The sequence below is a fragment of the Streptococcus sp. ST14 genome, assembly GCF_046098195.1.
In the GTDB taxonomy this organism is placed as follows: Bacteria; Bacillota; Bacilli; order Lactobacillales; family Streptococcaceae; genus Streptococcus.
The window spans coordinates 98,741-112,589 of the sequence record NZ_JBJUSF010000004.1 but is presented as its reverse complement, the minus strand read 5'-3'; the positions used below and the strand labels follow the sequence as shown (position 1 = coordinate 112,589).

Sequence of the window (13,849 nt, the reverse complement as noted above, 5' to 3'; positions counted from 1 at the left end):
TAATACTACAGCGTTTCGGTTTATTTTCTTGTTACTATTTGATATAGATATTCAATTTTCAATGTGCATTACTTGGTGATCTCTCACCAATGGAGCCTAGCGGGATCGAACCGCTGACCTCCTGCGTGCAAAGCAGGCGCTCTCCCAGCTGAGCTAAGGCCCCACAAGACCTCTCAAGACTAAACAAGACCAATGTGCAGTTCCTTATCCTTAGAAAGGAGGTGATCCAGCCGCACCTTCCGATACGGCTACCTTGTTACGACTTCACCCCAATCATCTATCCCACCTTAGGCGGCTGGCTCCTAAAAGGTTACCTCACCGACTTCGGGTGTTACAAACTCTCGTGGTGTGACGGGCGGTGTGTACAAGGCCCGGGAACGTATTCACCGCGGCGTGCTGATCCGCGATTACTAGCGATTCCGACTTCATGTAGGCGAGTTGCAGCCTACAATCCGAACTGAGACTGGCTTTAAGAGATTAGCTTGCCGTCACCGGCTTGCGACTCGTTGTACCAGCCATTGTAGCACGTGTGTAGCCCAGGTCATAAGGGGCATGATGATTTGACGTCATCCCCACCTTCCTCCGGTTTATTACCGGCAGTCTCGCTAGAGTGCCCAACTGAATGATGGCAACTAACAATAGGGGTTGCGCTCGTTGCGGGACTTAACCCAACATCTCACGACACGAGCTGACGACAACCATGCACCACCTGTCACCTCTGTCCCGAAGGAAAACTCTATCTCTAGAGCGGTCAGAGGGATGTCAAGACCTGGTAAGGTTCTTCGCGTTGCTTCGAATTAAACCACATGCTCCACCGCTTGTGCGGGCCCCCGTCAATTCCTTTGAGTTTCAACCTTGCGGTCGTACTCCCCAGGCGGAGTGCTTAATGCGTTAGCTGCGGCACTAAACCCCGGAAAGGGTCTAACACCTAGCACTCATCGTTTACGGCGTGGACTACCAGGGTATCTAATCCTGTTTGCTCCCCACGCTTTCGAGCCTCAGCGTCAGTTACAAGCCAGAGAGCCGCTTTCGCCACCGGTGTTCCTCCATATATCTACGCATTTCACCGCTACACATGGAATTCCACTCTCCCCTCTTGCACTCAAGTTAAACAGTTTCCAAAGCGTACTATGGTTAAGCCACAGCCTTTAACTTCAGACTTATCTAACCGCCTGCGCTCGCTTTACGCCCAATAAATCCGGACAACGCTCGGGACCTACGTATTACCGCGGCTGCTGGCACGTAGTTAGCCGTCCCTTTCTGGTAAGATACCGTCACAGTGTGAACTTTCCACTCTCACACTCGTTCTTCTCTTACAACAGAGCTTTACGATCCGAAAACCTTCTTCACTCACGCGGCGTTGCTCGGTCAGACTTCCGTCCATTGCCGAAGATTCCCTACTGCTGCCTCCCGTAGGAGTCTGGGCCGTGTCTCAGTCCCAGTGTGGCCGATCACCCTCTCAGGTCGGCTATGTATCGTCGCCTTGGTGAGCCGTTACCTCACCAACTAGCTAATACAACGCAGGTCCATCTGGTAGTGATGCAATTGCACCTTTTAAGCAAATGTCATGCAACATCTACTCTTATGCGGTATTAGCTATCGTTTCCAATAGTTATCCCCCGCTACCAGGCAGGTTACCTACGCGTTACTCACCCGTTCGCAACTCATCCAGAGAAGCAAGCTCCTCCTTCAGCGTTCTACTTGCATGTATTAGGCACGCCGCCAGCGTTCGTCCTGAGCCAGGATCAAACTCTCATTAAAAGTTTGAGTTCTCACTCATTTCTGTCACTGACAGATTTATTGTTTTTTCATTGTTCAGTACTATAACCTTAGTTATAGTGCCCTGCACATTGGTTCGTCTTGTTCAGTTTTCAAAGGTCTTTGTCACTCATTCTCTCAAGCGACAACTATATTAGTATATCACAGCTACCTGCCTCTGTCAACAGATTTTTTAAACTTTTTTCAAGTTTTTTTAACCGCAATACACCATAGTCCGTACGGGATTCGAACCCGTGTTACCGCCGTGAAAAGGCGGTGTCTTAACCCCTTGACCAACGGACCTGAGCTTTTCAACTCTTTCTATTATACCTACTTTTTTACCTTTGTCAAGGACTTTTTTCAGTGAATTTAATTTTTTCTTTTCTTCACTAATTTAACCACTGCTTCTGTCCGTGCAGTGTGGGGAAACATATCGACCGACTGGATATACTGGAGGTCATAGACTTTTACTAGTTTAACCAAATCTCGTGCCAAGGTCGAAACATTGCAGGATACATAGACCATTTTGTCTGGAACATAGGTTAGGATGGTATCTAATAACTTGTCATCTAAACCCGTTCGAGGAGGGTCGACTATCAGGGCATCCGCTCGGTAGCCATCACATTAGAACATAAAAAGAGAGGTTGAACCTCTCTAAATTTATTTTTCTTCACTCATTTTTGATTTCACTTCATCATAAGATAGTGCATGGGATTCCTCTTCTACTGTCTCAGGCATCTTTCCTGTTTCGTAAAGAGATTTAATCTGTGTACTATCTAATGTTTCGAACTTCAATAACGCTTCTGCAATCAGTTTGTGAGTTTCACGATTTGACTGAATGATTTCAGCAGCTTTGTTTCGTGCCTCATTTAATAATGAACGAACTTCCTCATCAATCTCATAGGCTGTTTGCTCTGAAATTGATTTTTGAGGACTTTGTGCACCAAACATAGCATGATTACCTTCATATTGAACTGGGCCAAGTTTTTCACTCATACCGTATTCAGTGACCATTGCACGAGCCATCTGTGTAGCTTGTTCAAAGTCATTTGAAGCTCCTGTCGTTTGGACATTAAAGATAATCTCTTCAGCTACACGACCACCCATCAAACCTGCCAATTGCTCTTTCATGTCTTCTTTAGATAGAAGCATTTGATCCTCTTTCGGAAGTGCAATCATGTAGCCACCTGCACGTCCACGTGGTACAATGGTAACTTTATGAACAACACGGGCATTTGACAAGACTAAACCAACAATGGTATGTCCAGCCTCATGATAAGCAACCAATTCACGTTCTCTTTGTGATACTGTTTTATCTTTCTTAGATGGTCCAGCAATCACTCTGTCCTCTGCCTCATCAATATCTGAAGCATCAATGATTGATTTGTTGCGACGAGCAGCAACTAATGCCGCTTCATTTAGAACATTTTCTAAGTCAGCTCCCACAAATCCTGGGGTTTGTTGGGCAACTAGTTTCAAATCAACATCGTCTGCCAGAGGTTTATTTTTAGCATGAACTTTCAAGATTGCTTCACGACCTTTAACATCAGGGCGACCAACTAAGACTTTTCTATCAAAACGTCCTGGACGGAGAAGAGCTGGATCTAGAACATCTGAACGGTTCGTCGCAGCGATAACGATGATTCCTTCATTTCCCTCAAAACCATCCATCTCAATCAAGAGTTGGTTCAAGGTTTGTTCACGTTCATCATTTCCTCCACCAAGACCGACACCACGTTGGCGACCAACGGCATCAATTTCATCGATAAAGATGATGGCTGGCGCTGCTTTTTTTGCATCCTCAAAAAGAGAACGAACACGGCTTGCACCAACTCCGACAAACATTTCTACAAAGTCAGAACCTGAGATACTAAAGAATGGAACTCCTGCTTCTCCAGCAACTGCCTTAGCAAGTAAGGTCTTACCTGTTCCCGGAGGTCCCTCTAAAAGAACACCTGCAGGAATACGCGCACCAAGTTTTGTAAATCGTTTTGGATCTTTTAGAAATTCAACAACTTCTACTAATTCTTGTTTTTCTTCCTCGGCACCAGCAACATCCGAGAAACGTACCTTGATATCTTCTTTGTTTGCAGCTTTAGCCTTGCTACGTCCAAAACTCATTGGATTTCGGCCACTATTTCCTCCCATATTTCCCATCATAGAGAATAGGAAGAAGAAAAGAATAGCAAATGGCACAACAGAGACAAGGATATTGATCCACATACCGCTTGAACTCTCATGTTTGACTGTTACTTCTGCCTGATGTTCCGAAGCAATTTTTTGCAATTCTGAAACTGTTGAATCAGACGGAAGAATAGTACTTGAGAATCTTTCTACTGTTGTAGCTGTAGGAGTGAAAAATTGAATTCCTGTTTCTTCTTTACTAGTCTTAGGATTTTTATAAACACCAGACACTTCAATGATGCTACCATTTGGCTGATAGGTTAATTCTTTTACATTGTCTGCTGTAATTTCTTTTACCAGTTCTGTATAGTTAATTTTTTCGCTTCGTCCAGCAGTATTTCCAGAGTAAAAATACTGGAATCCTGTCACTAGGAAGAAGATAATTAACAAGTAGAGAAATGGGTTTCTAACTAAACCATTATTTTGTTTTTTCATTAAAGATAAATCTTTCTAATTTGAATAAACTTCTTCTTTCAATACTCCAACATAAGGAAGGTTACGATAATTTTCTTTATAGTCCAAACCATAACCTACTACAAACTCATTTGGAATAGTAAAACAAGTATAATCCGCTTCAATTTCAACAACACGTCCCTCTGGTTTGTCTAACAAAGTCGCGATTTTAACAGAAGCTGCTTCTCTTGCAATAAACATATCTCTCAAATTCTTCAAAGTTTGACCTGTATCGATGATATCCTCTACAAATAAGACATGTCTTCCTTTGATATCTTGAGTCACGTCTTGCTTGATATTGATGACACCACTACTTGCTGTTCCACCATGGTAACTAGATACCATCATGAAGTCCATCTCAATATGCGTATCAATATGTTTGACCAATTCAGCCATAAAAGGAATCGATCCTTTTAGAATTCCAATAAGAATTGGATTTTCCCCCTCATATTCTTTTGTTAATTGTGCACCTAGCTTTTTAGCTGCTTCTGTAATTTCATCATGTGAAACGAGGATTTTTTTAATATCGTGTTCTAACATCTTTTTACCTATCTATTTTTTCTATATAAATTACAGTGTTCATTATATCATTTTTCGTGTTTTTACTCAAATCACTGGTCGCAATTCCTAAAATTGAGACAATTTCTCCAAATTGCTCAATAATAGGGATTGTTTTTCGTTTTTCAATAGGGATTTTCAAATCTATAAATAAACGTCTCAGTTTCTTTCGATGACCATTTAGGATAATAATATCGCCAGGTTTTCGACATCTAATATGTACAGATGTTTCCCGTGAAACTGTTACTTTTTGAACAAAATCCCCTTCAATAGGGATACCAAAGGAAAATAAATAGCCCATATATCGAACTTGATTTTGATAGTGTAACACAAGTTCATCTTCCTTTTCATCAGCCTGTGGACTGATTTTGCAAACTCGAAAATTCTGATACTCCTTTATCAATTCATAACCATTTTTAAGAGAATGGCGATACTGGCTTTTCCTTGCTAAAATCTGTTGAAGTTCAGCAAACTGAGCCTTTGTCAGATTTAAGTCTGGAAATTGATTAAGATAGTTCTGGAGCAAGATTCCTTGAGTTTGTTGAGAGTATGAAAATAGCTCATTCAAATCTTCCACATCAATTTGTTTCGAAAGCTCCGTTATTGTTGCTTGGTAATCTGAAATTTCCCTTCCTAAATCTAAAAGGGCGGATTTAAGACGAGGATTTTCTTTTTCAAGTTCTGGTAAATACCTATTCCGAATGCGATTGCGAAAATAGGTATTTTCCTGATTTGTTTGATCTTCGAAATGAAAAATTGGTGGAAAATCTTTTTTATGAAAAGGCAGCAAGGGACGGATAATTTCAATATCATCAACTACTTGACTTTCTTTTATTCCTGTTAAATGGCGTAGTCGACTTCCTCGAATCAAGCGCATCAAAATCGTTTCAACCTGATCATCTGCATGGTGGGCAGTGACCAAGGCAGTCGCTCCAACCTCTTTCATAATTTTCCTAAAAAAATCATAACGAAACTCTCGAGCACGCGCTTCTGAAAAGTCTCCTGAAAAGCTTGTGATATAAATAGGAAGTTCAGCTGCATCAGCTAACTTCCTTAGTTCATTTTCCTCCCAATCAGATTCCCTTCTCTGCTTGTGATTGACATGTGCTAAAATCAACTCAATTCCCAACTCATTTTGATAAGTAGACAATAGCTGGAATAAAAACATTGAATCCAGTCCGCCAGACAAAGCTAACACGACTTTCGAATGTTTTTTGAAATACTCTTTTCGGAGAAAATGATTTAAAAAATCCCGTTCCCTCATTTTAGAACCTCATAGACATCCTTAGCTATCTTAGCAATAGTATCATAATCAGAATTTTTGGTAAAAATAGAAAGAACGAAAGGAGAATCCGTATAAATAATGGCAGTGTCATGTTTAAACTCATCGGCATCTCCAATTTTATGAGCTACCTTAACCGAAACACCTTTTGCGATTCGTTGGTTGTCAAAATCAGTCTTACCTAGAGACTCTAAGACAAAACCATTCTGATTATAAATAGCTTCCATGACTTTTCCAGCCATTTTTGAAGAAGTTAGTTTATCATTCACATCCCAATCTTCGCCCATAATGGTGGACATTTTTTCTTTGAAAGCCCCGTCAGATTGATTGGTCACGTAATAACCTAAAATATTATGAGCAACATTATCAGACTCTTTTGTTACCTTGGTAATTAACTGTTGAAGACTGTATTCTTTGTTATCTTCTTTTTTAGGTAAGCTACCACTACCTTCTGGTTTATAGGACCCAGGGAAACTATTTACTTCCGGGACATACTTGAAGCTACTGTCTAACGTATACTCTCCTTGATTTATCTTATCTTGAGCGTAATAAAGATAGGCTAGTTTCAAGATGCTAGCTGCATAAAGTTTGCTGTCTTCATTCACCCCAGCCTCTTTACCTGTACTCAGTTGTTTAACATAAATAGAATAATTTTCATTCTGATAGTTGTTTGATAAAACTTCTTGAACCTTCTGGATGCGATTGTCTTCTTCTGAGGTGAGCTCTTTTGATACCCACCCAACTTGATCAATATGAAGAAATTCTTGTCCCTCAGCAAAGAGAGTTCTATCCACCGTTACGCGTTGATAGGGAGAGAGGGATGAAGAAATTTCTTTCGCATCATAGGGGCTGTTATAGATAACAAACCCTGGCTCCAACCATACTTGTCTATTTTGAGTTTGAACTTGACTTTGATCATAGATTAAACGCTTATCTGCAAGGATAAACTGGTGATTATCTAATTTAAAAACAGGAACACCTTGTCTATTCAAACGCCATTCTACTATTTTAAAGGTGGTTCCAGGAGTCAATTTACCAGACTCTTTAACAAGATCCTCATTAGCATAGACGGCTGTTTCTCCATATACCATTGGGGATTCCAGAGTTTCTTTATAGTAGAATCCATAATCAGACTCAGTTAGATAATAAATTTCTTGCGAAGAGTAAGGAAGCTGTTTTTCTGTGCTAACTACTCTTGAGGTTATGATAAAAGCAGGTAGCAATAAAACTACTAAGAACTTACGCATTCTTCTCTTCCCTTTCTTCTTGTAATCGTAATAAATGGTTTTTAGCTGCCAATTCCTCTAATTTTTCATCTGATAAACTTAAAAATTGCTCAACAACTTCCAATAAATTTTCCATGACATTACCTCGGAAGCAAATCAGGAATTGTGTAAATTGCTTCTCGTTTCTTTGAGTAATAGTACTTGGCGCGTGCATATTTTGCTACATAGTCTTCATCTTTCAACTTTGCAGCAAAAGCAGATTCCTTATCCTTTTCGTCACTAAGAGTTTGGTACTGCTCTTTCAACTCTGTTAATTGCTGACGTCGTTGCAGTAACTGATCATAGCTTTGGGCCAAGTTATAAGTTGGTAAAATAAACAACAAGATCATCAAAATAAGGACCCAACCCATAAAACGATTTCGTTTTTGTCTCTCCTTCATCAGGTAACGACGACGTTGATGTTCATTTTGAATAAAAGAATTATTCATCTGTACAATATTTTTAGACATTTTCTTCTACCCGTGTTTCACTGAGAATTTCATACATACCTGCTGCATCTTCTTTTTTTGTACTATCTTTCATCTCTAGTACTTTAACAAGCAACAACTTATTTCCAAAGCGAATTTCAACTTGGTCATCAACTTTCAAATCCGTTGAACTTTTGGCCAAGATTCCGTTCACCTTGATTCTACCTTTATCTGCTACTTCTTTTGCGACTGTGCGACGCTTAATAATTCGTGATACTTTTAAATACTTGTCTAATCTCATTTTTATTACCTCAAATTATTATTGTACCATTTTTATCCTTTTTATAGAAGAAAAATGTTAAATGGGATTTGCTTCCTTTGATTCTTTTATCTCTAATAAACTTTCTCCAAAAATCAGCAAACCTTCTAAAATTTCATAATCCTTCTTGTTTCGGACATCAAATACAACTTCCATTAATCCCTTATTCTCAGCTATGGCTGCTTTTAAGTTCGTTGTGGATAAGGCTTTAAAATAATCTTGAGCCAAGAATAGTCGTTGAGTGACTTTTTCAAATTGAACTGTAATCTTATTTTCTTTTCTTTCCACACGTTCTACAAATACCTTGTCAAAATATGACTTAACCAAACCAATCTCTAAAAGGTATGCTACTACGTCTGGGTATTCTCCAAAGCGGTCCATCAACTCTTCTTGTAGTTCTTCATAGTTGACACGATTGTCAATTTGACGAATTTTCTTGTAAATTTCAATCTTATGTCGTTGGTCAGAAATATAAGTGTCAGGAAGATAAGCATCAATTTGTAAAATCAACTCAGCATTTCCTTTGATTCTTTTATTCCCATTACCGTTCCGTTTAGCAATAGCTTCCTCTAATAACTGTGAATACAATTCAAAACCAACAGAATCAATGAAACCAGACTGCGATTTTCCTAGGAGATTTCCTGCTCCACGAATCGAAAGATCTCGCATCGCAATCTTAAATCCAGAGCCCAATTCTGTAAATCCCTTAATCGCTTCTAATCTCTTCTCAGAAACTTCACTAATTGATTTTTCTGGACGATACATGAGATAAGCATAAGCAATACGATTACTACGACCGACTCTTCCTCTTAATTGATACAAGGTTGACAAGCCCATATGGTCTGCATTTTCAATAAATAAGGTATTGGCATTTGGAATGTCTACCCCTGTCTCAATAATAGTAGTTGTCACCAAAATATCATACTGACCTTCAATGAAATCAAGTAGAGTATTTTCCAACTGAATTTCACTCATTTGTCCATGAACATACCCAATCGAAGCCTCTGGAATCAACTCCTGTAATTCCGAAACCTTCTGGTCAATCGTGTCAACCTTATTGTAAAGATAGTAAATTTGACCTCCACGCTCCATTTCACGCAAGACAGCATCACGAATGACACTATCATTCTTCTCCAATACATAGGTTTGAACAGGATAGCGATTGGTTGGAGGAGTTTCAATAACAGACAAATCTCGGATTCCCAGCATAGACATGTGGAGAGTACGAGGGATTGGTGTTGCTGTTAAGGTTAGGACATCTACTTGTTTTTTTAGTTCTTTCAAAGTTTCCTTATGCTTAACACCGAATCGCTGTTCCTCATCAATAATCATCAAGCCCAAATCAGAAAACACAACATCTTTTGACAAAACACGATGCGTTCCAATCAAAATATCGACTTGGCCATTCTTTAATTTTTCAAGTGTCTCTGCCTGTTCTTTTTTACTTCTAAAGCGACTCAACACATCGATATTAACAGCAAAATTTTGAAATCGTTCCTTAAAATTCGTATAGTGTTGTTGTGCTAAAACTGTTGTCGGAACTAGAACGACAACCTGTTTGTGATCATTGACTGCCTTAAAAGCTGCACGCATTGCAACTTCAGTCTTCCCAAAACCAACATCCCCAACTAAAAGTCGATCCATGGGGTGAGAATCCTGCATATCTCTCTTGATTTCCTCAATACTACGAAGTTGATCATCCGTTTCAACGTAAGGGAAAGCATCATCAAAAGCATGTTGATCATCATCATCAGCTGAGAACGCAAAACCCTTCAACTGACTACGCTCAGAATAAAGCTTGATTAAATCGTCAGCTATATCCTCTACTTGGTTCTTAACTTTTTGCTTGGCCTTTTTGAAATGACCATCATTTAATTTATTAAGTTTTGGCGCTTTCCCATCACTTGAAACATATTTGGACAGTAACTGAATCTGCTCTACTGGGATGGAGATTTGGTCACCATTTTGATACTGTACACTGACATAATCACGGTGAATACCTTGGATTTCAATTGTTTCGATTCCTAGATATTGACCAATTCCATGGATATGGTGAACAACGTAGTCCCCTTTTTCAAGTTCATTATAATCTTTTAATCGCTCTGCATTTGAAGCATGTTGTCTTCTAAACCGACGTTTTAATTTCTTTTGAAAAATCTCATGTTCAGTAATCAAGAGAATTTTTTCATCTACAAAATGAAAACCATGTCTTAGATTACCCTCAATCAAGTTTACAGATTCTTTACAGATACTTGACTTATCTTTGGAATCCAATTTGATCTGGTATTCCTCTAAAACATCTTCTAATGTTTTACTGCCCATTGAATTGCTAGACTGCAAAACAATGGTGTAGTCCATTTTTTTGTATCGCTCAATTTCTTCTTTAAGAAAAGAAAACTGATTGAAAAACTCTTGCATGGGGTATTGATTAAATTGATAAATGTAATCAAACTTAAGATTTCCTAAGCCCTTTTGCAGATTGGAGAAAAAGGTAACTGGACTTTGTTTTTTATAGGTTTGCTCTGTATCTGCAAAATACTGCATCCCAGAAAATGATTTACCATTCTGTAAATCTTCTGTAAAGTATTGTGCCAATTCTCTTTCAAAGGATTCATACTGATTCATCAATTTTTGATAGTCATCAAAGAATACTGGTGTATCTTTTTCAATATAATCAAATACAGTCCATGTTTTATCGTAACATAAGGACAAAAACTTTCGACTATCTGAATGTACTTGTTTTTGATGAAAACTTGACAAAATCTCTTCCAAATATGATTTTAAAATTGATGATAGAGTCTTTGAAATTTGCTTTTCTAAAGCTGACTGTCCTCGTTGATAATCTTTTTCTCTCAAAAGTATGTCGCTAGCTGGAAAGATAGTGAGGTTTGTCTGATTTTCTTTCGATAATTGTGTTTCGACTTCAAAAGTACGAATACCATCTACTTCATCGCCAAAAAACTCGATTCGGAAAGGTTCTAACTGAGACATCTCAAAAATATCTAAAATGTCTCCTCGAATACTAAACTCACCTTGTGTCTGTACTTGAGTAACTTTTCGATATCCAATTTCCTTTAACCGGTGAAGTAGCTCGTGTTGGTCATATTCTTCGCCAACTGCAATTTTTATAGTACTTTCTTTAAATCTAGTCGGAGAGGGTAAAATTAACCGACTCGCTGCGATATTACAAACTAAAATCCCTTTCTTAGACGGATCACTCAAAAAACGCAAGGCCTCAACCCGCGAAATGATTTTTTCTTGCGAAGACATCAAAAACTCTACCATAGGAGAGTCATCAACCAAAAATGGATAGACAAGTTCCTCTCCTAAGAGAGAAAGAAGATCACTGATAATTCGTTCTGCTTCTCCATAAGTTGAAGTCAGTAACACAATCTTATTTTCTTTTTCTAGACTGCTTGCAATTGCAAGAGCCTTGGTAGAAGTTGATAAACCAAGTATTAGTTGTCTTTTCTTATCTATCAGATTTTGATGCCATTTTTTTATCTGGTCATTTTCTGAGAATAAATCTAATAAAGTCACCATTTAGCCGTTATACCTCTGCATTGTTTTCTCAAAGTTTTTCTCTTGTAAATAGTAGTTTACAGCATCGTCAACCTTGTCAATAGACTGTAAAATACCCACACAGTCATCCTGATCAAACTTACTTAAAACATGATGAACAACTGACATGCCTTTTTTAGGTCTTCCAATACCTATTTTAACACGGTTAAATACTTGGGTTCCAATATGTTGAATAATAGACTTGATCCCATTATGCCCACCTGCTGAGCCCTTTGCTCTTAAACGAATTTTTCCGACTTCCATGTCAAGGTCGTCGTAAATAACGAGTAAATCTTCAATATCCAAACCATAGTAAGTCAATAAAGCATGAACTGCTTTTCCACTTTCATTCATAAAGGTCGTTGGTTTGACCAGATAAATTTTTTCTCCATTGAAGAAAAAAGAAGCTAGGTCAGCTTGAAATATCTTGTCATGTGTAAAGGTGACATTTTGTTTTTTAGCTAGTTGGTCAATCAACATAAAGCCAACATTGTGCTTGGTTTCAAAATATTTATCTCCTGGATTTCCTAATCCAACAAGTAATTTAGTCATTTATTTTCCTTTCAAAAGCCAAAAGGGTTGGAATTTTTTTCCAACCTAATTGACACTATTTATTAAATGTTATTAAACGTTAAAGCGGAATTCCATGATATCGCCATCTTGAACGATATATTCTTTTCCTTCTTCACGCAAGCGCCCAGCTTCTTTTACAGCCTTTTCAGATCCGTATTTCACTAGATCCTCATATGACATGGTTACTGCACGAATAAAACCTTTTTCAAAGTCTGAGTGGATGATACCAGCTGCTTGAGGAGCTTTCATCCCTCGCTTAAAGGTCCAAGCACGGACTTCTTTTTCACCAGCTGTGAAGTAAGTTCCGAGTCCAAGCAAGTGGTAAGCTGCACGAGTCAACTTATCAACACCTGATTCTGTCAAGCCAAGTGCTTCAAGAAACTCTTGCTTATCCTCATCGTCTAACTCAGAAATTTCTTCCTCAGCACGCGCAGAAATAACTACCACCTCAGCATTTTCTGTCGCTGCAAATTCTCGAATTTGCTTCACATAGTCGATAGAATCTGGATCTGAAACGACATCTTCATCCACATTAGCAACATAAAGAACTGGTTTAGTAGTCAAAAGGAAAAGACCCTTAACAACTTTTTGTTCCTCATCTGTGAATTCAATGGTACGAGCTGATTTTCCATCTTCAAGAACTGGTTTAATTTTTTGAAGAACGTTAAACTCTGCTACTGATTCTTTATCTTTTTGCGTACGTGCCATCTTTTCTACACGCGCATAGCGCTTATTGACTGATTCTAAGTCAGCAAGAATCAATTCTAGGTTAATGGTATCAATATCTGCAAGTGGATCCACAAAGGCGTCTTCACGTCCTTGCTCGCGCATCACATTTTCATCATCAAAAGCACGAACTACGTGAACAATCGCGTCTACTTCACGGATATTGGCCAAGAATTTATTACCTAGACCTTCTCCTTTTGAAGCTCCTTTTACAATCCCTGCAATATCTGTAAACTCAAAGGTTGTTGGGACTGTCTTTTTAGGTGTAATCGTTTCTGTTAATTTTTGTAGGCGTTCATCTGGAACTTCCACCATCCCAACGTTTGGATCAATAGTCGCAAATGGGTAGTTTGCCGCCTCTGCTCCTGCTTTTGTAATTGCATTAAAAAGGGTTGATTTACCAACGTTTGGCAAACCAACGATGCCTGCTGTTAAAGCCATAGTTTCTCATTCTCCGTTCTCATTTCAATCCCTAACATTATAACACAAAAAGGGAAAACTTGCTAACCCTCTAACTAAGGGTTCTTAGTCAATAATCTTATTCATTTTTCGTTCAAAATCATAGCGACTCATCATGACAAGGTGGTCACAATTGCTACACTTTATTTTGATATCTGCCCCTACACGTGTAATTTCCCAACGATTAGCCTTTTTTCCTGTTGACTTGATGGTACAAGCGTGTGGTTTTTTCATCTCAACAAAATTTCCAACTTGATACATACTACTCTCCTTTTCTTTTTTG

Annotated in this window: 11 protein-coding genes, 2 tRNA genes, 1 rRNA gene and 1 pseudogene; all 15 read right to left on the bottom strand. The window is 38.7% G+C overall.

Translation table 11 applies throughout. The annotated features are described in order from the left end of the window. Positions 1-90 precede the first annotated feature (90 nt). The 15 genes and pseudogenes from ACIY19_RS02515 to ACIY19_RS02445 all read right to left on the bottom strand — a co-directional run bounded on the left by ACIY19_RS02515 (position 91) and on the right by ACIY19_RS02445 (position 13,827). Positions 91-163: transfer RNA gene (locus ACIY19_RS02515), tRNA-Ala, on the bottom strand. A 51-nt stretch (positions 164-214) separates the two neighbouring features. After that, positions 215-1,761: ribosomal RNA gene (locus tag ACIY19_RS02510) — 16S ribosomal RNA — on the bottom strand. 228 nt (positions 1,762-1,989) lie between these two features. Further along, positions 1,990-2,061 (bottom strand) — tRNA-Glu (locus tag ACIY19_RS02505). Between the two features lie 66 nt (positions 2,062-2,127). Beyond that, positions 2,128-2,379 (bottom strand): annotated as a pseudogene (locus tag ACIY19_RS02500) (23S rRNA (uracil-5-)-methyltransferase RumA); the annotation flags it as partial. A 39-nt stretch (positions 2,380-2,418) separates the two neighbouring features. Beyond that, the gene (gene ftsH / locus ACIY19_RS02495; RefSeq protein ID WP_409002600.1) at positions 2,419-4,377 is read right to left on the bottom strand and encodes an ATP-dependent zinc metalloprotease FtsH; all 1,959 of its coding nucleotides are present in this window, start codon (positions 4,375-4,377) and stop codon (positions 2,419-2,421) included. Between the two features lie 15 nt (positions 4,378-4,392). Next, entirely contained in the window at positions 4,393-4,935 is a 543-nt protein-coding gene (hpt, locus tag ACIY19_RS02490) for a hypoxanthine phosphoribosyltransferase (protein WP_409002599.1), read from the bottom strand. A gap of 4 nt (positions 4,936-4,939) precedes the next feature. Then, positions 4,940-6,217 (bottom strand): tRNA lysidine(34) synthetase TilS, encoded by a 1,278-nt coding sequence (tilS, locus tag ACIY19_RS02485; RefSeq protein ID WP_409002598.1) that lies wholly within the window; start codon positions 6,215-6,217, stop codon positions 4,940-4,942. Next, positions 6,214-7,482, bottom strand: coding sequence for a serine hydrolase (locus ACIY19_RS02480; protein ID WP_409002597.1), 1,269 nt, complete (start codon positions 7,480-7,482; stop codon positions 6,214-6,216). The genes tilS and ACIY19_RS02480 overlap by 4 nt, the downstream gene beginning before the upstream one ends. Next, positions 7,475-7,597, bottom strand: a complete 123-nt coding sequence (locus ACIY19_RS02475; protein WP_000429343.1) for an SP_0009 family protein — start codon at positions 7,595-7,597, stop codon at positions 7,475-7,477. The genes ACIY19_RS02480 and ACIY19_RS02475 overlap by 8 nt, the downstream gene beginning before the upstream one ends. A gap of 4 nt (positions 7,598-7,601) precedes the next feature. Further along, a complete protein-coding gene (locus ACIY19_RS02470) occupies positions 7,602-7,970 on the bottom strand; it encodes a septum formation initiator family protein (protein WP_000041922.1) in 369 nt (122 codons plus the stop codon). Then, positions 7,963-8,229, bottom strand: a complete 267-nt coding sequence (locus ACIY19_RS02465; protein ID WP_001234975.1) for an RNA-binding S4 domain-containing protein — start codon at positions 8,227-8,229, stop codon at positions 7,963-7,965. The genes ACIY19_RS02470 and ACIY19_RS02465 overlap by 8 nt, the downstream gene beginning before the upstream one ends. Before the next feature lie 57 nt (positions 8,230-8,286). Next, positions 8,287-11,790: a transcription-repair coupling factor gene (gene mfd, locus ACIY19_RS02460; protein ID WP_409002596.1), complete on the bottom strand. Its 3,504-nt coding sequence runs from the start codon at positions 11,788-11,790 to the stop codon at positions 8,287-8,289. After that, positions 11,791-12,360: an aminoacyl-tRNA hydrolase gene (pth, locus tag ACIY19_RS02455; protein ID WP_409002595.1), complete on the bottom strand. Its 570-nt coding sequence runs from the start codon at positions 12,358-12,360 to the stop codon at positions 11,791-11,793. Between the two features lie 72 nt (positions 12,361-12,432). Then, positions 12,433-13,548 carry a redox-regulated ATPase YchF gene (gene ychF, locus ACIY19_RS02450; protein ID WP_409002594.1) on the bottom strand — a complete coding sequence of 372 codons (1,116 nt, stop codon included), beginning with the start codon at positions 13,546-13,548 and terminating at the stop codon, positions 12,433-12,435. A gap of 84 nt (positions 13,549-13,632) precedes the next feature. After that, the gene (locus tag ACIY19_RS02445; RefSeq protein WP_000285184.1) at positions 13,633-13,827 is read right to left on the bottom strand and encodes a DUF951 domain-containing protein; all 195 of its coding nucleotides are present in this window, start codon (positions 13,825-13,827) and stop codon (positions 13,633-13,635) included. Positions 13,828-13,849 lie beyond the last annotated feature (22 nt).

Coding starts and splice junctions, on each gene's coding strand:
- pth (WP_409002595.1), bottom strand. CDS start 12,360: ATGACTAAATTACTTGTTGGATTAGGAAATCCAGGAGATAAATATTTT.
- ACIY19_RS02465 (WP_001234975.1), bottom strand. CDS start 8,229: ATGAGATTAGACAAGTATTTAAAAGTATCACGAATTATTAAGCGTCGC.
- ACIY19_RS02475 (WP_000429343.1), bottom strand. CDS start 7,597: ATGGAAAATTTATTGGAAGTTGTTGAGCAATTTTTAAGTTTATCAGAT.
- tilS (WP_409002598.1), bottom strand. CDS start 6,217: ATGAGGGAACGGGATTTTTTAAATCATTTTCTCCGAAAAGAGTATTTC.
- ftsH (WP_409002600.1), bottom strand. CDS start 4,377: ATGAAAAAACAAAATAATGGTTTAGTTAGAAACCCATTTCTCTACTTG.
- mfd (WP_409002596.1), bottom strand. CDS start 11,790: ATGGTGACTTTATTAGATTTATTCTCAGAAAATGACCAGATAAAAAAA.
- ACIY19_RS02480 (WP_409002597.1), bottom strand. CDS start 7,482: ATGCGTAAGTTCTTAGTAGTTTTATTGCTACCTGCTTTTATCATAACC.
- hpt (WP_409002599.1), bottom strand. CDS start 4,935: ATGTTAGAACACGATATTAAAAAAATCCTCGTTTCACATGATGAAATT.
- ACIY19_RS02445 (WP_000285184.1), bottom strand. CDS start 13,827: ATGTATCAAGTTGGAAATTTTGTTGAGATGAAAAAACCACACGCTTGT.
- ychF (WP_409002594.1), bottom strand. CDS start 13,548: ATGGCTTTAACAGCAGGCATCGTTGGTTTGCCAAACGTTGGTAAATCA.
- ACIY19_RS02470 (WP_000041922.1), bottom strand. CDS start 7,970: ATGTCTAAAAATATTGTACAGATGAATAATTCTTTTATTCAAAATGAA.